Annotated in this window: 17 protein-coding genes; 10 read left to right on the top strand and 7 right to left on the bottom strand. The window is 67.5% G+C overall.

Annotation, left to right across the window (positions count from 1 at the left end):
* Positions 1-4: 4 nt before the first annotated feature.
* Together ACFOYU_RS25095 and ACFOYU_RS25100 are read right to left on the bottom strand one after the other, a co-directional pair.
* Positions 5-463: a GNAT family N-acetyltransferase gene (locus tag ACFOYU_RS25095; protein WP_377035643.1), complete on the bottom strand. Its 459-nt coding sequence runs from the start codon at positions 461-463 to the stop codon at positions 5-7.
* Positions 464-2,199: 1,736 nt separating this feature from the next.
* Positions 2,200-2,754, bottom strand: coding sequence for a DUF255 domain-containing protein (locus ACFOYU_RS25100; protein WP_377035644.1), 555 nt, complete (start codon positions 2,752-2,754; stop codon positions 2,200-2,202).
* Between the two features lie 111 nt (positions 2,755-2,865).
* Between ACFOYU_RS25100 and mnmE the strand changes: the two genes are divergently transcribed.
* The 5 genes from mnmE to ACFOYU_RS25125 all read left to right on the top strand — a co-directional run bounded on the left by mnmE (position 2,866) and on the right by ACFOYU_RS25125 (position 8,615).
* On the top strand, positions 2,866-4,176 hold the full coding sequence (mnmE, locus tag ACFOYU_RS25105; RefSeq protein WP_377035645.1) for a tRNA uridine-5-carboxymethylaminomethyl(34) synthesis GTPase MnmE: 1,311 nt from the start codon (positions 2,866-2,868) through the stop codon (positions 4,174-4,176).
* A gap of 186 nt (positions 4,177-4,362) precedes the next feature.
* Positions 4,363-6,243 (top strand): tRNA uridine-5-carboxymethylaminomethyl(34) synthesis enzyme MnmG, encoded by a 1,881-nt coding sequence (gene mnmG / locus ACFOYU_RS25110; RefSeq protein ID WP_377035646.1) that lies wholly within the window; start codon positions 4,363-4,365, stop codon positions 6,241-6,243.
* Positions 6,240-6,884 carry a 16S rRNA (guanine(527)-N(7))-methyltransferase RsmG gene (gene rsmG / locus ACFOYU_RS25115; RefSeq protein WP_226738343.1) on the top strand — a complete coding sequence of 215 codons (645 nt, stop codon included), beginning with the start codon at positions 6,240-6,242 and terminating at the stop codon, positions 6,882-6,884. Before mnmG ends, rsmG begins: the two co-directional genes overlap by 4 nt.
* On the top strand, positions 6,881-7,714 hold the full coding sequence (locus tag ACFOYU_RS25120) for a ParA family protein (RefSeq protein ID WP_226738341.1): 834 nt from the start codon (positions 6,881-6,883) through the stop codon (positions 7,712-7,714). Before rsmG ends, ACFOYU_RS25120 begins: the two co-directional genes overlap by 4 nt.
* 25 nt (positions 7,715-7,739) lie before the next feature.
* The gene (locus tag ACFOYU_RS25125) at positions 7,740-8,615 is read left to right on the top strand and encodes a ParB/RepB/Spo0J family partition protein (RefSeq protein ID WP_226738339.1); all 876 of its coding nucleotides are present in this window, start codon (positions 7,740-7,742) and stop codon (positions 8,613-8,615) included.
* A gap of 435 nt (positions 8,616-9,050) precedes the next feature.
* Here the strand turns inward: ACFOYU_RS25125 and holA are convergent, their stop codons facing one another.
* The 3 genes from holA to leuS are packed head-to-tail and all read right to left on the bottom strand — an operon-like array spanning position 9,051 to position 13,218.
* A complete protein-coding gene (holA, locus tag ACFOYU_RS25130; protein WP_377035647.1) occupies positions 9,051-10,070 on the bottom strand; it encodes a DNA polymerase III subunit delta in 1,020 nt (339 codons plus the stop codon).
* Positions 10,071-10,076: 6 nt separating this feature from the next.
* Positions 10,077-10,610 (bottom strand): LPS assembly lipoprotein LptE, encoded by a 534-nt coding sequence (gene lptE / locus ACFOYU_RS25135; protein WP_377035648.1) that lies wholly within the window; start codon positions 10,608-10,610, stop codon positions 10,077-10,079.
* Positions 10,597-13,218 (bottom strand): leucine--tRNA ligase, encoded by a 2,622-nt coding sequence (gene leuS, locus ACFOYU_RS25140; RefSeq protein WP_377035649.1) that lies wholly within the window; start codon positions 13,216-13,218, stop codon positions 10,597-10,599. Before leuS ends, lptE begins: the two co-directional genes overlap by 14 nt.
* 127 nt (positions 13,219-13,345) lie before the next feature.
* Between leuS and ACFOYU_RS25145 the strand changes: the two genes are divergently transcribed.
* Positions 13,346-14,023: a YggS family pyridoxal phosphate-dependent enzyme gene (locus ACFOYU_RS25145; protein ID WP_377035650.1), complete on the top strand. Its 678-nt coding sequence runs from the start codon at positions 13,346-13,348 to the stop codon at positions 14,021-14,023.
* Positions 14,024-14,035: 12 nt separating this feature from the next.
* On the opposite strand, the gene ACFOYU_RS25150 is transcribed toward ACFOYU_RS25145, so the two are convergent.
* The gene (locus tag ACFOYU_RS25150) at positions 14,036-14,566 is read right to left on the bottom strand and encodes a hypothetical protein (RefSeq protein WP_377035651.1); all 531 of its coding nucleotides are present in this window, start codon (positions 14,564-14,566) and stop codon (positions 14,036-14,038) included.
* Positions 14,567-14,917: 351 nt separating this feature from the next.
* Between ACFOYU_RS25150 and ACFOYU_RS25155 the strand changes: the two genes are divergently transcribed.
* Positions 14,918-16,432, top strand: coding sequence for an ATP-binding cassette domain-containing protein (locus tag ACFOYU_RS25155; protein WP_377035652.1), 1,515 nt, complete (start codon positions 14,918-14,920; stop codon positions 16,430-16,432).
* A gap of 12 nt (positions 16,433-16,444) precedes the next feature.
* Here the strand turns inward: ACFOYU_RS25155 and ACFOYU_RS25160 are convergent, their stop codons facing one another.
* Positions 16,445-16,978 carry a L,D-transpeptidase gene (locus tag ACFOYU_RS25160; protein WP_377035653.1) on the bottom strand — a complete coding sequence of 178 codons (534 nt, stop codon included), beginning with the start codon at positions 16,976-16,978 and terminating at the stop codon, positions 16,445-16,447.
* A gap of 216 nt (positions 16,979-17,194) precedes the next feature.
* Here ACFOYU_RS25160 and ACFOYU_RS25165 point away from each other — a divergent pair, with 216 nt between their 5' ends.
* The 3 genes from ACFOYU_RS25165 (at position 17,195) to ACFOYU_RS25175 (ending at position 18,856) form a co-directional block, all read left to right on the top strand.
* Positions 17,195-17,881 carry a response regulator transcription factor gene (locus tag ACFOYU_RS25165; RefSeq protein WP_226738322.1) on the top strand — a complete coding sequence of 229 codons (687 nt, stop codon included), beginning with the start codon at positions 17,195-17,197 and terminating at the stop codon, positions 17,879-17,881.
* A gap of 8 nt (positions 17,882-17,889) precedes the next feature.
* The gene (locus tag ACFOYU_RS25170) at positions 17,890-18,390 is read left to right on the top strand and encodes a cyclic nucleotide-binding domain-containing protein (RefSeq protein ID WP_377035654.1); all 501 of its coding nucleotides are present in this window, start codon (positions 17,890-17,892) and stop codon (positions 18,388-18,390) included.
* A 118-nt stretch (positions 18,391-18,508) separates the two neighbouring features.
* The gene (locus tag ACFOYU_RS25175) at positions 18,509-18,856 is read left to right on the top strand and encodes a hypothetical protein (protein WP_226738317.1); all 348 of its coding nucleotides are present in this window, start codon (positions 18,509-18,511) and stop codon (positions 18,854-18,856) included.
* The last annotated feature ends 265 nt before the right edge of the window (positions 18,857-19,121 follow it).

Below are 19,121 nucleotides of genomic sequence, written 5' to 3' on the forward strand. Positions count from 1 at the left end.
GGCGTCAGGAGCGCGCCGCAAGCCTTTTGGTGAAGCGCAGCTGCCCGTCCGGCTCGCGCCCTTCGACCAGCCATCCCCGCGCCGCATAGAAACGGGCGGCCTTGAGCCCCGGCTCGCCACCCGTCAGCAGCCAGGCGGACTCGGCGCCGCGGGAGGCGAGCCAGGATTCGGCCAGGGCGAGAAGCCTGCCGCCGAACCCGCGTCCCTCCATCTCGGGCCGCACGAAAAGCGCGAACACGTCACCCTGGTCGAAACGGGCCATGGCGAAGGCCGCGGGTTCGCCGTCCCACAGGCCGATCCAGGTGGCGGCATCCTCGCTGCGCAGGAGCTCGGCCACGCTGTCCGGGGTCACGCCCGCGGCCGCCAGTGCGGCAAGGGTCATGTGGTTTTCGCGCACCGCCGTGCGGATGGCGAAAAGGGCAGGGATATCGCCAAGGGTGGCGGGGCGGATGGACAGGCTCATGCGTCGTCCATGAGGCAGGTCGGGACGCAAGGTCAAGACGGGTGCAGCACGATGGGCAGGCGGTGAGCCCGAGCGCGACGCGGATCGTCGCGCCTGGATCAGAACACTCCCAAGAAGGCCAGCACGATCACGGTCAGTACGGCGGAGATCATGAGCGATCCCATGCAGCCGAGGCGATTAGAGAAGAAAAAGAACATCGGTGCTCCCGTTGGCGGAGGGTTGTCGGGCCTGGATGCGGCGCCGCGGATGGACAGGTGAAAGCCTCCGGAGCGTGCCCGGTTCCGCTCACGGGGCCAGCATCTCCTGCACCCGCGCCCGAAGGGCATCCGCGTCGGTGACCGGCAGGGAGCAGCGCATCCCGGCACAGACCAGGGCCCGGGGCCCTTCGCCCGTCGCGGCGAGGGCCCGTGCCGGGTGATGGGCATCGAGGACATCGCCCTCGCGCAGCCGGCGGACGCTGCGGTCGAGATAGGGCAGGCGCAGCGCCGTCTCGTGCAGTGCCTCCGCATCGTTTCCCGTGACGAGGATGCCGAGGCCCCGCAGGTGGAGGTCGAGGGCGTTCAGGATGGAGGTGTGGCCCAGGGGCGCCGAGCGGGCGATGCCGACGAGACGGGCGAGCACCTCCTCGGCCCTCTCATGATCGGCCTGCGAGCCGGTGATCTGCGCCAGGCGGACGAGCGCTTCCGCGAAGACTCCGTTGGCGTTGGGCACCGCATCGTCGTGGGTCGGCTGCGGCCGCACCACGAGGGGATCGGCCTCGCGCGCGGTCATGGCGAGCACCCCGCTTTCCGGCACCCTGTACTCCTGAAGGAGGATGTCGCGCCAGGTTTCGGCATCCCGGAGATAGGCGTTCTCTCCCGTCGCTTCGTGGAGGGCGAGGGCGGCCCGCATCATGGCGGCATGGTCGAGGGCGAAGCCGGGAAAGATCAGGCCGCCAGCGCGCCGGGAATGTCCGAGCCGTCCGTCGCGGCTCATCGATTCGGAGATGAAACGGTAAGCCTTCCGGGCCAGGTCTACCCATTCCGGGTGATGGAGCAGGGGGGCCGAGCGGACGAGGGCCGCGATCGTCAGCCCGTTCCAGTCGGCCAGGATCTTGTCGTCGAGACCGGGCTTTTCGCGTCCGGCCCGCCGCTCCAGAAGCTTTTGCCGCATCGCCTCCAACCGCTCCTCCACCGGCTCCGGCGCCTCGCCGGAGATCAGCCGGTTGGGGATGTTGGTCCCTTCCCAGTTCCCGCCGGACGTGATGTCGTAGACCTTGCAGAAGAACGCCCCGTCCTCCTCTCCCAGGACCTCGCGCACCTCCGCGTCCGACCAGACATAGAAGCGGCCTTCCTCACCTTCCGAATCCGCATCGAGGCTCGACGCGAAGGCACCTTCGGCGGTCGTCATCTCCCGTTCGAGCCAAGCCACGATGTCCTCGGCGGCATCGCTGAAGAGCCGCCGCCCGGTCCCGGCGAAGGCCAGGGCATAGAGCTCGAGGAGCTGGGCGTTGTCGTAGAGCATCTTCTCGAAATGCGGCACGAGCCATTGCTCGTCGACGGAGTAGCGGGCGAAGCCGCCGCCGAGATGATCGCGAATGCCGCCGAGGGCCATCCGCTCCAGGGTGAGGAGGAAGCGGCCGCGGGCGGTCCCGTCCCCGGTCCGGCGGGCATGGCGCAGCAGATATTCGAGGATCGGCGGGTTGGGGAATTTGGGTGCGCCCGTGAGGCCGCCGTGCTCCGCATCCATCACCTCGGTCAGACGAGCCCCGAGCCGGTCGAGGTCCTCGCGCCCGAGAGCGCCCCCGTCAGCCTCGGCCGTCCTGGCGAGGTGCTGCCTGAGAGCCTCGCTGTTGTGCCGGATCCGCTCCGGCTCGTCCCGGTAGAGGCGGGCGATCTCCCGGAGCACCTGGACGAAGCCGGCCTTCCGAATTTCGGCTCCTTGGGGAAATAGGTGCCGCCCCAGAAGGGTTCTCCCTCGGCGGTCAGGAACATGGTGAGCGGCCAGCCGCCGTGTTCGCCCAGAGCCTGGAGGGCGCTCATATAGACGTGGTCCACGTCCGGCCGCTCCTCCCGGTCGACCTTGATATTGACGAAGAGGTCGTTCATCACCGCCGCCACGGTCTCGTCCTCGAAGCTCTCATGGGCCATCACATGGCACCAGTGACAGGCGGCATAGCCGATGGAGATCAGGACGGGCTTGTTCCGGCGGCGCGCCTCGCCGAAAGCTTCCGGTCCCCATTCCCACCAATGGACAGGATTGTCCCGGTGCTGCAGGAGATAGGGAGAGGAGGCATCCTTCAGGCGATTCATCGAAGCCGTCTCCACGAGGTGGCGGGTTTCACGTGAACGGACCGATTCGGATCCGGGCCGATCCTGCCGCCGCCTCCTTTTCAAGCGTTTCAAGCCCCTAAGGTTCATCCCATGCGCTCGGACGACACCATCTTCGCCACCGCCTCGGGCCATGGCCGCTCGGCGGTCAGCCTCATCCGGATCAGCGGGGACCGGAGTCGATTCATCCTCGAAACGATGGCCGGCGGCGTGCCCGTCCCGCGCCGGGCGGTGCTGCGGATCCTGTGCGATCCCGCCTCCGGCGAGCCGCTGGACCAGGCCCTGGTTCTGTGGATGCCGGGACCCGGGAGCTTTACCGGGGAGGATCAGGCGGAGCTGCACATCCATGGCGGCCTCGCCACCCGCGCGGCCGTTCTGCGCGCCCTGAACGCCCTGGAGGGGTGCCGGGCCGCGGAGGCGGGGGAGTTCACCCGGCGGGCCTTCCTGAACGGGCGCATGGACCTGAGCCGGGTCGAGGGCCTGGCGGACCTCATCGATGCGGAGACGGAGGCGCAGCGTCGGCAGGCCCTGTTCCAGCTGGAAGGACGCCTCGGCCATGCAGCGGAGCGCTGGCGCGAGGAGATCCTGCAGGTTCTCGCCCTGCTCGAAGCCTGCCTCGACTTCTCCGACGAGGGCGACGTGCCGGAGGATCTGGAGACGGAGATCACCGGCCGGCTCGCCCGGATGCGGGACGATTTCCACCGGGTGCTGGAGAACCGCAGCGGCGAGCGGTTGCGCGAGGGCCTGACCGTGGTCCTCGCCGGTCCGCCCAATGCGGGCAAGTCGACCCTCCTGAATGCCCTCGCGCAACGCGATGTCGCCATCGTCTCGCCCATCGCCGGCACCACGCGCGACGTCATCGAGGTCCATTGCGACCTCGGCGGTCTGCCGGTGGTGATCGTGGACACGGCGGGGCTTCGCGACTCCACGGATCCCATCGAGCAGGAGGGCGTGTCCCGCGCCCGCGCTCGGGCGCAGGATGCGGATCTGGTTCTCTGGCTGATGCCGCCCGAGGGAGGGGAGGGGGAGCCGCCGGAAGCCCGCCGTCTTCTCAAGGTCGCCACCAAGGTCGATGTGAATCGGAACCGGGACGACGCCGATCTCGCGATCTCCGCCGCCACGGGGGCGGGACTGCCGGACCTGATGCGGATGCTGGAGGCCGAGGCCCAGGCGGTCCTGGGGCAGGGGGATGCGGTTCTCACCCGGGAGCGGCACCGCCGCGCGCTCGAACGCGCCCGCGATTCGGTGGCGCGGGCTCTCGCCATGATGAGTTCGGCCGGTCCGCTCGAGCTGATCGCCGAGGAGGTGCGGCTCGCAGCACGCGCCGTGGGGGAGATTACCGGACGTGTGGATGTGGAACACGTCCTCGACCGTCTGTTCTCCAGCTTCTGCATCGGAAAATAGGCCATCATACGGTCGCGTTCCTGTGAGCATCTCTGTTGAAAGGCTCGGGAGAGCGACCCCATTTCGGCGGGACAGGCCGTGGACAGGATGTGGAGATCGGGCGTCTGAGGGCGATGTTTCACGTGAAACATTTTGCCCTTTGACCTCGGTCCCGTCAGGTCCTACAGCCCTGTCCTGGAGAGACTCATGAATCAAGTTTTCGACGTGATCATTGTCGGCGGCGGACATGCCGGGGCCGAGGCCGCGGCGGCTTCCGCACGCATAGGCGCCCGCACGGCGCTCGTCACCCACAAGGCCTCGACCATCGGCGTCATGTCCTGCAACCCTGCCATCGGCGGCCTCGGCAAGGGACATCTGGTCCGCGAGATCGACGCGCTCGACGGGGTCATGGGCCGGGTCGCCGACCGGGCCGGCATCCAGTTCCGGCTGCTCAACCGGCGCAAGGGACCGGCGGTGCGCGGACCGCGCACCCAGGCCGACCGGAAGCTCTATGCCCGCGCCATGCAGGCCGAGCTGTCCCGGACGCCGAACCTCACCATCGTCGAAGGCGAGGCCGATGACATCCTGGTGGAGGGCAGCCGGGTCACGGGCCTGAAGCTCGCCGACGGACGCGAGCTCCCCACCGGCGCCGTGGTCCTGACCACAGGCACATTCCTCTCCGGACTGATCCATATCGGCGAGCGGAAGATCCCCGCCGGCCGCATGGGCGAGCGCCCTTCCCTGGGTCTGCCGAAGACGTTCCAGCGCCTGGGCTTCTCCCTCGGCCGGCTCAAGACCGGGACGCCGCCGCGCCTGGACGGCCGGACCATCGACTGGGCCGGCATCGACAAGCAGGCCGCCGACAACGAGCCGGTGCCATTCTCCCTCCTGACGACGCGGATCACGACGCCCCAGATCGAGTGCGGCATCACCCGCACCACGGCCGCGGTCCATGCGCTGATCCGCGACAACCTCCACCGGGCGCCCATGTATTCCGGTGACATTCAGGGGAGGGGGCCGCGCTATTGCCCATCCATCGAGGACAAGGTGGTGCGCTTCGCCGACCGGGAAGGCCACCAGATCTTCCTCGAGCCGGAAGGCCTCGACGACATCACCGTCTATCCGAACGGGATCTCGACCTCCCTGCCCGAGGATGTGCAGCTCGCGCTGCTGCCGCAGATCCCGGGCTTGGAGAAAGTGCGGATGCTCCAGCCGGGCTATGCCATCGAATACGACTATATCGACCCGCGCAACCTGACGCCGAGCCTCGAAACCAAGATGGTGCGCGGCCTCTTCCTCGCCGGCCAGATCAACGGCACGACCGGCTACGAGGAGGCGGCGGCTCAGGGGCTCGTGGCGGGACTGAACGCCGCCCGCCGGGCCGCCGGCCAGGACGGCGCCGTGTTCGACCGGGCCGAATCCTATATCGGCGTGCTGATCGACGACCTGATTACGCGGGGGGTGAGCGAGCCCTACCGCATGTTCACCTCCCGCTCCGAGTACCGGCTGAGCCTGCGGATCGACAACGCGGACGAGCGGCTGACGGGCAAGGGCCTCGATCTCGGCTGCGTCGGTCCGGAACGGGCGGCGCATTTCGCACGCTCTCGGGAGGAGATCCAGGCCGTGTCGGAGCGGCTCCAGACCCTGACGGTGACGCCGAAGGAAGCGGCAAGGCACGGGCTGGAGCTGAACCAGGACGGCATTCGCCGATCCGCCTATCAGCTTCTCTCCTACCCGACCATCGGCTGGGCCGATCTGGTCCGGGTGTGGCCTGAGCTCGGCCGGGTGTCGCCGCCGGTGCAGGAGCGGCTGGAAACCGACGCCACCTACGCGGTCTATATGGACCGGCAGCAGGCGGATATCGCCGCCTATCGCCGGGACGAGAGCATCGTGCTGGAAGAAAGTCTGGACTTCCGGTCCCTGCCGGGCCTGTCGAACGAGATCAAGGCCAAGCTCGATCTAGTCCGTCCCGCCACTCTGGGACAGGCGGCGCGTATCGAGGGGATCACGCCCGCGGCCCTGACCCTGCTAGCCGCCCATGCGAAGAAGCTCTCCGGCACCAAGGCCGGTCTGGACCCGGTGGCATGACGACATCCGCATCCTCCCCCCGCTCCGGACTTCTCGACGCCTTCGATGTTTCACGTGAAACATCCGAGAAGCTCGCCCTGCTTGAGCGGGAGCTTCGCCGCTGGCAGGCGATCAAGAATCTCGTCGGCCCGGCGACCCTGGACCAGATCTGGGATCGTCATATCGTCGATTCGCTGCAGCTCCTCGCGCTTGCTCCCCAGGCGCGGACCTGGCTCGACCTCGGCTCCGGCGCCGGCTTTCCCGGACTGGTGCTCGCCGTCGCCGGGCAGGAGCGGGGCCTGAAGGTGGACCTGGTCGAGAGCAATTCCCGCAAATGCGCCTTCCTGCGCCACATTGCGCGCCTGACCGGTGCGAACGCCACCGTGCATGAAGCCCGCTTGGAAACGGTCGTTCCCCGGTTCGTGGGCCAGGCCGACGTGGTCTCGGCCCGGGCTCTTGCGTCCCTCGCCAACCTGCTGGACTGGACCGCGCCGCTGTTGAAAGCGGGGACAATGGGCCTGTTCCCCAAGGGCCGGGATGCCGAGATTGAATTGACCGAGGCCCGGAAATCGTGGACATTCGATGTCGAGATCCTGCCAAGCCGGACCGATTCCGAAGCCAGGATTCTTCGCATCACCTCCATTGAGAGCCTATCATCATGACCGACCGCAGCGGATCCGCCCCAGGAGCGCCGGCTAAGCCTCGCATTCTGGTGCTTGCCAATCAGAAGGGCGGCGTCGGCAAGACCACCACCGCCATCAATCTCGGCACCGCGCTGGCGGCGATCGGCGAGAAGGTTCTGATCGTCGACCTCGACCCGCAGGGCAACGCTTCGACCGGTCTCGGCATCGACCGCAAGAGTCGGCGCGTCTCGACCTATCACGTGCTGAGCGGCGAGGCCTCTCTCGACAGCGCCATCACCGAGACCGTGGTGCCCGGCCTGTTCGTCGCCCCGTCCACTCTCGACCTGCTCGGCGTCGAGTTGGAGATCGCGAGCGAGAAGGACCGGGCTCACCGGCTCAAGAACGCGATTGCCGCTCTGAAGGGCCCGGACGTAACCAAACCTTTTACCTATATTTTGATCGATTGCCCGCCTTCGCTGAATCTTTTGACCATCAATGCCTTGACCGCTGCTGACGCGGTTCTGGTGCCCCTCCAATGCGAATTCTTCGCTCTGGAAGGTCTCAGTCAGCTGCTGAAGACAGTCGAACAGGTCCGTTCGGCGCTCAATCCGAAGCTGACCATCCACGGCGTCGTGCTGACCATGTTCGACCCGCGCAACAACCTGTCCGGGCAGGTGGTGGCCGACGTACGCCAGTTCATGGGCAGCAAGGTCTACGAGACCATGATCCCGCGCAACGTGCGCGTCTCCGAGGCGCCGTCCCACGGCAAGCCGGTTCTGCTCTACGACCTGAAATGCGCCGGCTCGCAGGCCTACCTGCGCCTCGCCTCCGAAATCATCCAACGGGAGCGCGCCCTGCGCGCCGCCTGATTCCTGAACACATCCGAGAGACAACATGGCAGACGAAGGCAAGTCGCGCTTGGGACGAGGATTGGCGGCTCTCATCGGAGAGGTCGGCGACGAGATGACGGTGGTGGAGCGCGGCCGGGGGCAGCGCAAGGTCCCGGTCGAGTTCCTGCGTCCGAACCCGCGCAACCCGCGAAAGGTTTTCGAGGACAGCGAGCTCAAGGAGCTGTCGCAGTCGATCAAGGACCGCGGCATCATCCAGCCCATCGTGGTCCGGCCCCTGGCGAACACGCCGGACGCCTACGAGATCGTCGCCGGTGAGCGCCGCTGGCGCGCGGCCCAGGTGGCGGGCCTGCACGAGGTGCCGGTGGTGATCGTCGAGATCGACGACAAGACCTCGCTCGAATACGCGATCCTGGAAAACGTCCAGCGCGCCGACCTCAATCCCATCGAGGAGGCGGAGGGCTATTCCCGGCTCATGGCCGAGTTCTCCTACACCCAGGAAAACCTCTCCAAGATCATCGGCAAGAGCCGCAGCCACATCGCCAACATGATGCGCCTCAGCGATCTGCCGCCGCCGGTGAAGAAGCTGCTGGTCGACCGGCAGATCACGGCAGGCCACGGCCGCGCGCTTCTGGCGGTGAGCGATCCGCAGCGGGTCGCCAAGCAGATCCTCGAACAGGGCCTCAGTGTGCGCCAGGTCGAGGAGATCGCCCAGGGCGACCAGGGCAAGCCGCCGAAGCTGGAGACCAAGTCGGCCGCCAAGCCCGTGAAGGACCCGGACACCCGCGCCCTCGAAAAGGCGCTCCAGGACGTGCTCGGCCTCTCGGTCGCCATCGATCACAAGGGGCAGGGCGGCGAGCTGCGCATCCGCTACAAGACCCTGGAGCAGCTCGACGGGCTGTGCCGGCGGTTGAACCCGTAAGGTTGGAGGTTTCCTGGCGCCTTCGGTTTTCGCGGGCGCCGCTCGTTCCTGATGACGGTGCCGCCTTTGAGGAGAGGGCGTCTCCCGTGCTCTATGAAATCATCCTGAGACGCCGCTTCGTGGCTCCTCAGGATGAGGGTGGGAGCGGTTGCGGCCGTCGCTAATGTGGCAGTGTTCAGCGCGACCTTTTTCCCTCCCCCTTATGGGGAGGGCCAGGGCGGGGGTGTGGGCGCCGGACCCTCATAGGCTATCGCTCACACCCCCACCTCCACCTCCTCCCCACAAGGGGGAGGAGAGCAGGGCGCGCTTCCGGCGAGGCCCGAAGTCCGTGGGGAGGAGAGCAACGGTGGCGTGTGATGTGCCAAACCAAAGAAAAGGGCCGTCGCAGATCTTGGGTCTGATCCAAACGATCCGAAGATCGGCTTTCCCTCAGGCCTACCGCCGCGCGGCCCGCGCCAGGTCGAGCAGGGTCTTGGCCGCGATGGTGTCGTCGAGATGGGACAGGCGCCGCGTGTCGAGAAGGCTCTGCTGCAGCTGAGCGATGGCCTGCTTGAGGCTGTCGGAGGTCCAGCGCTGGAGATGGCGCTCGATCAGGGGCTTGCGCCGGAAATGCAGGGCGCGCATGCCCTCGACGACCGCCCCGACGGGGCGGCCTTCCTCGATGGAAAGCCGGGCCGGCAGCAGCATCAGGGCATGGCGCAGGGCCGCCCCGAGCACCGTGGAGGCGTTCACGCCCTCGGCAGCAAGGCGGCGGGAGCCGATCTCGATGCCCGCCCCGTCGCCCGCGAAGGCGGCGTCGACCACCGAATCCATGGCGAGGCTCGACACATCGCTCATGATCGCGTCCACGTCCGCCAGGGTGATCTCACTCTGGCCGCGGGCGTAGAGCATCAGCTTCGCCAGCTCGCCCCGGGTGGCGAGACGGTCGCCGCCGAGGCTCGCCAGGAGGGCGGTCCTGGCCTCGCGGCCGATGGAGAACCCGTTGCTCTTGAGGGTTTCGTCCACCACCGCGCCGAGGTCGCGGCCCGTATCGGCATAGCAGGGCAGGGCGAGCGCTTTCGGAGAGCGTTCGCACAGGGTGCGCAGCGGCGAGGATTTCTGCAGGTCGCCGCCCTCGATGACGATGACGGTGTCCTGCAGCTCGCCCTTGAGCACCACGTCCACGGCGGGCGCGATGTTGCGCGAGGTGCTCTTGATCCACAGCGCGCGCTTGCCGCCGAACAGGCCCATGGTGCCGGCCTCGTCCGCAAGGCGGCCGGGATCGGCCGCGATGTCGTCGCCGTCGATGCGGATCAGCTGAAACGGATCGGTCGGATCCGGCACGGAGCGTTCGGCGAGCGCCCGCGCCCGCTCGTTGATGAGCCCTACATCCGGTCCGTAGAACAGGAAGACGCCGATGCGCGGATCCGGGCGCCGCAGCGCCCCTTCCACGTCACCGGCTTTGACCGCCACCATCGGGCGTCAGGTGCGGGTGAGGGCCGCCGACAGCCGGGTCCTGACCTGCTCCGCCAGGGTCTTGGCCAGCCTGATCTCCGCATCGCGGGCGGCGCGGACGGTGGCGAAGCGCTGCTGGAAGCGGTCATAGGAGGCATAGGCCGTGGCCACGCCCGTGGCCACGACCTGCGAGCCGTCCTTCGCCTTCAGGGTATAGGTGAGGTTGCCGGTGATCGTCGCCGAGAGGGCGCGGCCCGATTCCGTGTCGACGATGGGCGTCGTCAGGCCCTGATTGTAGGACAGGGTCAGGACATAACGCTTCGGAGCCTCCGCACCGGAACCGTTCAGCGCAAAGATCAGCTCGCTGCGCAGGTAATGCGCGAAGCGGGCCCGCGGCTCCGGCCAGGTGATCTCGGGGATCTCGATCGCCGCGAGAGCATCCTGAAGCTGCTGGCCGGACGCGGTCGGACCGTAGAGGGGACGGAAGCAGGCGGACAGGCCGAGAGAGAGGCCCGCGACGAGAGCGACGCGGGCAAAGCCTTTGAAATTAAGCGACGACATTCACGATCCTCTGCGGAACGACGATGATCTTGCGGGCAGGCTTTCCTTCCATAGCCTTTTGCACCGCTTCAAGCGAGAGCACGGCGGCCTCGATGGCGGCCTGATCCGCATCGCGTGCCACGGTGACGTCGGCCCGCTTCTTGCCGTTGACCTGGACGGGCAGGGTGATGGTGTCCTCGACCAGGAGCGCGCGCTCGACCTGTGGCCATGCGGTGTCGGCCGCGAGGCCCTGTTCGCCCAGGGCCTCCCAGCATTCCTCCGCCAGATGCGGCATCATCGGAGCGAGCAGCTGCACGAAGATGCGGCCGGCCTCGCCGAAGGCCGCCGAGAGGCCCGGCTCGTCGGCGCCCTTCGCCTGGTTGGCCAGGTCCTGCAGGCTGTTGGCGAGTTCGTAGAGATGGGCGACGCAGCGGTTGAAGCGCAGGCGCTCCACATCCTCCTCGACCGCCGCCAGCGCCTTGTGCGCGGCCTTGCGCACGGCGATGCCGATGGGTCCTTCCGCAGCGGCATTGTTGCCGCCCGTCTTCCGGTCCGCGATTTCGCCCACCAGACGCCACACGCGCTGGACGAAGCGGCCCGCGCCCTGCACGCCCTCCTCGGTCCAGATCACGTCGCGCTCAGGGGGAGAGTCGGACAGCATGAACCAGCGGGCCGTGTCCGCGCCGTAGGAGGCGATGATCTCGTCCGGGTCCACGGTGTTCTTCTTCGACTTCGACATCTTCTCGATCGAGCCGATCTCGATCGGGGCGCCGGTCGTCACGTGGAAAGCCCGGCGAGCCGCGCCGTCGGATTCGATGCGCACGTCGCCCGGAAGCACCCAGGCGCCGCTTTCATCCTTGTAGGTCTCGTGCACCACCATGCCCTGCGTGAACAGCCCGGCGAAGGGCTCGTCGAGTCCGGCATGGCCGGTCTTCTTCATCGCGCGGGTGAAGAAGCGCGAATAGAGCAGGTGCAGGATCGCGTGCTCGATGCCGCCGATATACTGGTCCACCGGCAGCCAGGAATCGACCGTGGCGCGGTCCGTCGGCTCGGTCTCCAGGGTCGGGTCGGTGAAGCGGGCGAAATACCAGGACGAATCCACAAAGGTGTCCATGGTGTCCGTCTCGCGCCGGGCCTTACCGCCGCATTGCGGGCAGTCCACGTGCTTCCAGGTCGGGTGCCGGTCGAGCGGGTTGCCCGGCACGTCGAAGGACACGTCCTCGGGCAGCACCACCGGGAGCTGGTCCTTCGGGACCGGCACCACGCCGCAGGCTTCGCAATGGATGATCGGGATCGGGCAGCCCCAGTAGCGCTGGCGCGAGATGCCCCAGTCGCGCAGGCGGAAATTCACCTTGCGCTCGGCCACCGGCCGGTTGTCGCGGGTTTCGCTCTCCAGACGGCGGGCGACCTCCTCCTTCGCTTCCGCGATGGTGAGCCCATCGAGGAAGCGGGAATTGATCATCCGGCCCTCGCCGTCATAGGCGGTGTCGGTGATCACGAAGGAAGCCGGATCCGTGTCCGGAGGGCACACGACGGGCGTGTTGCCCAGGCCGTACTTGTTGACGAAATCGAGGTCGCGCTGGTCGTGCGCCGGGCAGCCGAAGATCGCGCCCGTGCCGTATTCCATCAGGATGAAGTTCGCCACGTAGACCGGCAGCGTCCAGTTCGGATCGAACGGGTGTTGCGCGCGCACGCCCGTGTCGAAGCCGAGTTTCTCGGCCTTCTCGATGGCTTCCTGCGCGGTGCCGATGCGCTTGCACTCCTCGATGAAGGCGGCAAGCTCCGGGTTCTTCTCGGCGGCGGCGCGGGCGAGGGGATGATCGGGCGCGACCGCCATGAACCTGGCGCCGAAGAGGGTGTCGGGCCGCGTGGTGTAGATCTCGAGTTCGGTCTCGCCGTTGGGCACCGTGCCGGGCTGCAGGGCGAAGCGCACCAGCAGGCCCTCGGAGCGGCCGATCCAGTTGCGCTGCATCAGGCGCACCTTCTCGGGCCAGCGGTCCAGGGTGTCGAGCCTGTCGTCCAGGTCCTGCGCGTAGTCGGTGATCTTCAGGAACCACTGGGTCAGCTCGCGCTGCTCCACCAGGGCGCCCGAGCGCCAGCCGCGCCCGTCGATCACCTGCTCGTTGGCGAGCACGGTCTGGTCCACAGGGTCCCAGTTCACCTTGGCGGTCTTGCGGTCCACGAGCCCGGCCTCGAGGAAGTCCAGGAACATGCGCTGCTGGTGCTTGTAGTAGGCCGGATCGCAGGTGGCGATCTCGCGGCTCCAGTCGATGGCTAGGCCCATGGATTGCAGCTGGGCGCGCATGGTGGCGATGTTGGCGTAGGTCCATTCCTTGGGGTGGACCTTGTTCTGCATGGCCGCGTTCTCGGCCGGCATGCCGAAGGCGTCCCAGCCCATGGGATGGAGCACGTTGAAGCCCTTGGCCCGCTTGTAGCGCGCCACCACGTCGCCCATGGTGTAGTTGCGCACGTGGCCCATGTGGATGCGCCCCGACGGATAGGGAAACATCTCGAGCACGTAGTATTTCGGGCGCGGGTCGTCGTTCGGGGTCTTGAACAGGTCCTGGTCGTTCCAGACCTTCCGCCATTTCGGCTCGGCTTCCTTGGCGTTGTAGCGCTCAGGCCTCATTTTTCGTCACTATCCGTCATCGCAAAAGTCGAAGCGGCTTGCGCCGCCGGGTTGCGCCGGACTAGGACACAGCTCTCCCGCGCGGTCAACGGTTTCGCGCGCGCGAGAGCCCTGCAAGAGGAAGAGTATGAGCGACCACAATCCCGTCGAAGGCTTGCATCAGGTTCGCGCCGCCATCGGGCGCGCCGCAACCGACTACGACCGCGATCCGGCCGGGATCACTCTGGTGGCGGTCTCCAAGACCTTTCCGGCCGAGGATATTGAGCCCGTCCTGGCGGCGGGCCAGCGGGTTTTCGGCGAGAACTACGTGCAGGAGGCCAAGGCGAAATGGCCCGCCTTGCGGGAGCGCTATCCGGACGTGGAGCTTCACCTGATCGGCCCGCTCCAGTCCAACAAGGCGAAGGAGGCGGTCCAGCTCTTCGACGCCATTCACACCCTCGACCGCCCGTCTCTCGCGGAAGCCCTGGCGAAGGAGATCGCGAAAGCCGGCAGGGCGCCGCGCCTCCTGGTCCAGGTCAACACGGGGGAGGAGCCGCAGAAGGGCGGCGTCATGCCGGCCGAGGCGGATGCCTTCATCGAGGAATGCCGCACCCGGCACGGCCTCGCCATCGAGGGCCTGATGTGCATCCCGCCGGCGGAGGACCCGCCCTCGCCGCATTTCGCCCTGCTCGGCAAGATCGCGAAGCGGCACGGGCTGAAAACCCTCTCCATGGGCATGAGCGCCGATTTCGACGAGGCGATCCAGCTCGGCGCCACCCATGTGCGGGTCGGCAGCGCGATCTTCGGGACGCGGCCGAAGGCGTGAACGTCCGCGAGGCTAGTTCCTCAGCCCAACCGCATCGAAGGTCTTCTTCTTCCGGTTCCAGAAGTAGAGCATCGCCTCTCCCGGGCTGATGTGAAGAAGGCCCGGATGCTTCAGGGTCACGGCCTCGGGATACTGCTCCGACTCGCACAGGCCTCCCTGCAGGTCCCGAAAGGCGTTGCCGCAGATCGTCTCCCACCGCCCCGGCTCCGCGAGCCCGAGACCGTCCTCGGCCCCGACGGAGGCTCCGCCTTCCTCGGACCGGACCAGGACGTGGATCCGGTCGCCCATCCGGACGATCAGGTCGCGGATCCCGTCGGCCCTGCGGGCGGCGATCAGGGCCTTGTCCTTCCGGCCGTCGCCGTCGAAATCGGCCTCCACCGACAGGGGATCGGCGGAATCCGCCGGCACGTCTCCCTTATGGGACTTTTCCTCCTCCGCCGTCAGCGCCCGCCACTCGCCCAGCTCCTGCGACAGGGCGGGAGTGCAGGCGGCCAGAAGACCGATGCCACAGAGGGCATGAAGGATCGTGCTGCGGCGGGACACGGCTGAGGTCATCCTGAAATCAGGAAATCATGGAGCTGCGAGAATGTCACGCCGGCGGCCCGGGTTGCGGTCGAGCCGCGGCGCGGTTAAGCTCTGGCCGTCGATTGAGGTTCGAACCAGGGAGGGTTGCATGTGTGAACAATACCAGCATCGCATGTTCGGCCCCTGGAATGCCCTGCAGCAGCTCGTTGCAGGGCCGGCCATCGAACGGATCTGACGACCCTCTCGTCTCCATCTCATTCTGGTCAGCTCTGAACGGCTTGTCCGCTGCGTCCATCGAGGACCCGCGGACCGACGGACGTTCCCAGTTTCGCGCGCCTTCGGGACCGCGCAGCACCAATGAGATGACCCATGGGCTCGATCAGCCTTCGCAATGTTTCCGCTATCGCGCAGACCACACTCTTCCAGAACCTGACCCTCACCATCGGCGAGCGGGACCGTCTCGGTCTCGTGGCCGGGAACGGGGCGGGAAAATCGACGCTGCTCAGATGTCTCGCCGGCCTCTCCGAACCGACCGGGGGCGAGATCGTCCGCTCCCGCGGCCTGAAGGCGGCGCTGGTCGAGCAGGACATGCCGGACGACCTGCTGGATCTGTCCCTGCACGAAGCCATCTGCCGCGCCCTGCCTCCGGCGGAGCGCGACCTCCAGGAATGGCGGGTCGACGTCGTTCTCGACGAGTTCGGGGCGCCCGCCGACCTGCGTGAGCGGCATGTGCGGGCGCTCAGCGGCGGCTGGCAGCGGCTGGCCCTGATCGCCCGCGCCTGGGTCACGGAGCCGGACCTCCTGCTGCTCGACGAGCCCACGAACCACCTCGACCTCGAAAAGCTCCTGCTCCTGGAGCGCTGGCTGGGGGACGTGGCGGACCGGGTTCCCGTGGTGGTCGCGAGCCACGACAGGGATTTCCTCGATGCCTGCACCAACCGCACCCTGTTTCTGCGGCCGGAGGAATCCGTCGCGTTCGCCCATCCCTACCGGCGCGCCCGCGACCTTCTCGATGCGCACGACGAGGCCGCCCAGGGGCAGCGGGAGAAGACCCTGCGCGAGGTGAAGCGCCTGCGCGAGAGCGCGGCCGAGCTGCGTAATGTGGGCATCAACCGCGGCAGCGATGCGGCCCAGGTGAAGTCGGCGCAGATCAGGCGCCGCGCCGAGCAGCTGGAGCAGAGCGTCCGCGCCGTGCACAAGGAGAGGCCGGGCGAGATCCGGCTCGCCAATCGCGGCACCCACGCGAAGGTGCTTCTCTCGGTGGAGAACGTCGCCGTGCAGGCGCCCGACGGGCGAAAGCTGTTCCCGATCCCGAAGCTGGAGGTGGCGCAAGGGGACCGGATCGTGGTGCTCGGACGCAACGGAACGGGCAAATCCCAACTCGTCCGCCTGCTGCACCGGGCCATGCTTCAGCCGGACGACCTGCCCGGCATCCGGGTGAGCCCGAGTCTCGCTCCGGGCTATGTGGATCAGGACATGCGGCAATTGCCGGAAAGGGCGACGGCGCACGATTTCGTCCTGTCGCAGTTCCGCCTGGGCGACCAGCGCAGCCGGGCGGTGCTGGCGGAGGCGGGCTTCTCCATCGAAAGGCAGAATCTCCCCATCGGCCGCCTGTCGCCGGGCCAGAAGGCGCGGCTCGGCCTGCTGGCGCTGCGCCTCGCCAACCCGAACTTCTACCTCATGGACGAGCCCACCAACCACGTGGACATCCCTGGGCGGGAGCAGCTGGAATCGGAAATCCTCGATGCCGAAGCCACCTGCGTCGTGGTCTCCCACGACAGGAGCTTCGTGAAGACCGTCGGCACCCGGTTTCTACTGATCGACAGGGGAAGGCTTCGGGAGGTCGACGGGCCGGAGGATTTCTACGAGAGCATCGGCGGCTGAGCGCTCCGCGGCCTATCCCACGATCTCGATCCTCGTGCGCGGTCCGATCCGCTCCATGAGGTGGCGGACCTTGCTCCGGTCCACGGCCACGCAGCCCTCGGTCGGGGTGAAGCCGGGGCGGGCGAGATGGAGGAAGATGGCGCTGCCGCGGCCCTTCACGATGGGGCCGCGGTTCCAGGCGATGTCGATCACCACGTCGTAGAGGTGGTCGTCGCGCCACATCGTCTCGTGGCTCGTCGGGCAGGGCAGGGGCACGAGGCGGTTGTAGCGCCGGTCCCGCACATCGTCCGACCAGCCGTCGTTGGGCCCGATCCGGCGCAGGGGCAGGCCGGTGCGCGGCCGCGGGCCGTGATCGGCGCGGTAGAAGGCCTGGATCAGGCGGAAGCGGCCCACGGGCGAGGCGCCGTCGCCCTCGCGCTTGTCCGCGCGGGTGCCGGAGCGGCCGAGCGCGCAGGGCAGCACCAGATTTCCCGCCTGCAGCCGGCCGCGCCGGTGGTCGAGGGGCGAGCGGTGGACGCGGATGAGGTCGACGTAATTGCGCTTCATGGGCAGTGGAAGGGTTGGCCCAACCCCTTGTTGTCAAGCTGGGAATGACTACTCTAGTACATGATCCGGAACCGGAAGTCCGCGCCCCCGTCGAGGCAGGCTTCGATTTTCCGGCACGGTCGTGCGGCGATTGAAGGACGGAGCGGTCCCGCCGGCATCAATCGTCCCCGAGACCGCTCCAGCGCCTGCTCGTTCCATCGTGTTGAAGGGTTTGAGATGTCGAATGCCAGCCGCCTCCTTGTCGTCGACGACGATCAGGACCTGCGCGACACCCTTGCCGAACAGCTCGGACTCTACGAGGAGTTTCGGATCACCACCGCCGAGACCGCGTCGGGAGCCATCGAGGCGGTCAAGGGCGACCGGATCGATCTCGCCATCATGGATGTGGGCCTGCCCGACATGGACGGGCGCGAGGCCGTCAAGATCATGCGCCAGGACGGCTTCCGCAGCCCGATCATCATGCTCACGGCCCAGGGCTCCGAGAACGACACGGTGATGGGGCTCGAAGCCGGCGCCAACGACTACGTCACCAAGCCGTTCAAGTTCGCCGTGCTGCTCGCCCGCATTCGGGCGCAGCTGCGCCAGTACGAGGCGAGCGAGGACGCGGTGTTCCAGATCGGGCCCTATACCTTCCGGCCCGGCTCCAAGCTCCTCACCACCGACAAGGGCTCCAAGCTCAAGCTGACCGAGAAGGAAACGGCGATCCTGCGCTACCTCTACCGGGCGGGCCAGTCCGTGGTCGGGCGCGAGACCCTGCTCACGGAGGTCTGGGGCTACAATTCCAACGTCACCACCCACACCCTGGAAACGCATATCTACCGGTTGCGGCAGAAGATCGAGGCCGATCCGTCCAATGCGCGCATCCTGGTCACCGAGCCCGGCGGCTACAAGCTGATTCCCTAGGGTTCGACATGGCGCTCGAAGACGATATCGCGATCCTGTCGAGGGCGCCTCTGTTCAACCTCCTGGACCGGGACGCCCTGCGGCTGGTCGCCTTCGCGTCCGAGAACCGGATCCTGCGGGCGGGGGACATGCTGTTCCGCAAGGGCGACCGCTCCGACGGCGGCTACGTGGTGAGCCAGGGCGCCATCGCGCTCGATGCGAAGGACGACGGCTCTCCCGCCGCCTTCGTCGCCGGCCCCGGCTCCCTCATCGGCCAGGCCGCGCTCTTCACCCGGGTCGAGCGCCCCGCCACCGCCATGGCGCGCGAGCCGTCCACGGTGATCCGCGTCACCCCCAGTCTCATGCGCCGCGTGCTGGAGGAGTTCCCCGCCGCCGCCTCCGCCATGCACCAGGCCATGACGGAGGAGCTGACGCGGCTGAGCGACGGCCTGGAGCGGGTCCGCCGGCACCTCATCGCCATCGACGGCGGGGAGATCCCGGCCAGGAAACCGGGGCAGGACGAGGAGTAGGGCCGGCCCTGAGACCGTCCTCCGGAAACCGACGAACCTTCCTGAGCGGAATTTGAGGGTTCAAGAACGGCGCAAATCAGGTAACTTGGCCGCAGCTGCAACGAATCGGGGAAAGGCGATGCTCAAGATCCATCCCGGCATCAAGGCCATCGCGATTCTGGCAGGACCGGCCGCCTTGATCGTCGGCTATCATTCCGTGTCCCAGCATTTCGAACGGCCCCGGCCCTACGATCCCAGGACCGCCCAGATCATGTGGCGGATCTACGAAAAGTGCACGGAGCTGCCGAAGCTGCAGAGGACCGTCCGCTGCGACGAATACGTGACCTATTTCGAAGGCTGCGCCAAGGGACGGCACGGATGCAGCCTCGCCTCGTCCCACGCGCTCCTGGCGCGGCTGGATTTCGATCTGCCGCCGCTGCGGCTGCTGGTCGAAGAGGTCACGGTCACCCACGCATCGAGCCCGTGATCGGGACCGCCGTGTCATAGGCGGCTCCCGGGAGCCTCTAAAGCATCGGACAGGAAAAGTGGACTTGCACCTTTGGGGCTGATCCGATGCTTTCCCTATGGATGAGAGCATCGTTTCGGCGGAAAACCGGACCCACTATTCGCTGGCGCGGACCTTCGGTTCCGCACGATGCTTGTCTTATGATTTTCCCGTCCTGATCGAGCAAGATGAGGATACCGCCAGCGAGTCGCGAGCTCGCTGGCGGTGGGAGGGGACGGGTCGTTCC

This window comes from Microvirga sp. GCM10011540, from assembly GCF_042650665.1.
GTDB lineage: Bacteria > Pseudomonadota > Alphaproteobacteria > Rhizobiales > Beijerinckiaceae > Microvirga > Microvirga lenta.

Bases quoted from the DNA above. Each gene is read 5' to 3' on its own strand.
- ACFOYU_RS25100 (WP_377035644.1), bottom strand. From the start codon at position 2,754: ATGAATCGCCTGAAGGATGCCTCCTCTCCCTATCTCCTGCAGCACCGG.
- ACFOYU_RS25120 (WP_226738341.1), top strand. From the start codon at position 6,881: ATGACCGACCGCAGCGGATCCGCCCCAGGAGCGCCGGCTAAGCCTCGC.
- ACFOYU_RS25095 (WP_377035643.1), bottom strand. From the start codon at position 463: ATGAGCCTGTCCATCCGCCCCGCCACCCTTGGCGATATCCCTGCCCTT.
- mnmG (WP_377035646.1), top strand. From the start codon at position 4,363: ATGAATCAAGTTTTCGACGTGATCATTGTCGGCGGCGGACATGCCGGG.
- holA (WP_377035647.1), bottom strand. From the start codon at position 10,070: ATGGTGGCGGTCAAAGCCGGTGACGTGGAAGGGGCGCTGCGGCGCCCG.
- ACFOYU_RS25125 (WP_226738339.1), top strand. From the start codon at position 7,740: ATGGCAGACGAAGGCAAGTCGCGCTTGGGACGAGGATTGGCGGCTCTC.
- lptE (WP_377035648.1), bottom strand. From the start codon at position 10,610: ATGTCGTCGCTTAATTTCAAAGGCTTTGCCCGCGTCGCTCTCGTCGCG.
- ACFOYU_RS25170 (WP_377035654.1), top strand. From the start codon at position 17,890: ATGGCGCTCGAAGACGATATCGCGATCCTGTCGAGGGCGCCTCTGTTC.
- ACFOYU_RS25155 (WP_377035652.1), top strand. From the start codon at position 14,918: ATGGGCTCGATCAGCCTTCGCAATGTTTCCGCTATCGCGCAGACCACA.
- ACFOYU_RS25165 (WP_226738322.1), top strand. From the start codon at position 17,195: ATGTCGAATGCCAGCCGCCTCCTTGTCGTCGACGACGATCAGGACCTG.
- mnmE (WP_377035645.1), top strand. From the start codon at position 2,866: ATGCGCTCGGACGACACCATCTTCGCCACCGCCTCGGGCCATGGCCGC.
- rsmG (WP_226738343.1), top strand. From the start codon at position 6,240: ATGACGACATCCGCATCCTCCCCCCGCTCCGGACTTCTCGACGCCTTC.
- ACFOYU_RS25160 (WP_377035653.1), bottom strand. From the start codon at position 16,978: ATGAAGCGCAATTACGTCGACCTCATCCGCGTCCACCGCTCGCCCCTC.
- ACFOYU_RS25175 (WP_226738317.1), top strand. From the start codon at position 18,509: ATGCTCAAGATCCATCCCGGCATCAAGGCCATCGCGATTCTGGCAGGA.
- ACFOYU_RS25145 (WP_377035650.1), top strand. From the start codon at position 13,346: ATGAGCGACCACAATCCCGTCGAAGGCTTGCATCAGGTTCGCGCCGCC.
- leuS (WP_377035649.1), bottom strand. From the start codon at position 13,218: ATGAGGCCTGAGCGCTACAACGCCAAGGAAGCCGAGCCGAAATGGCGG.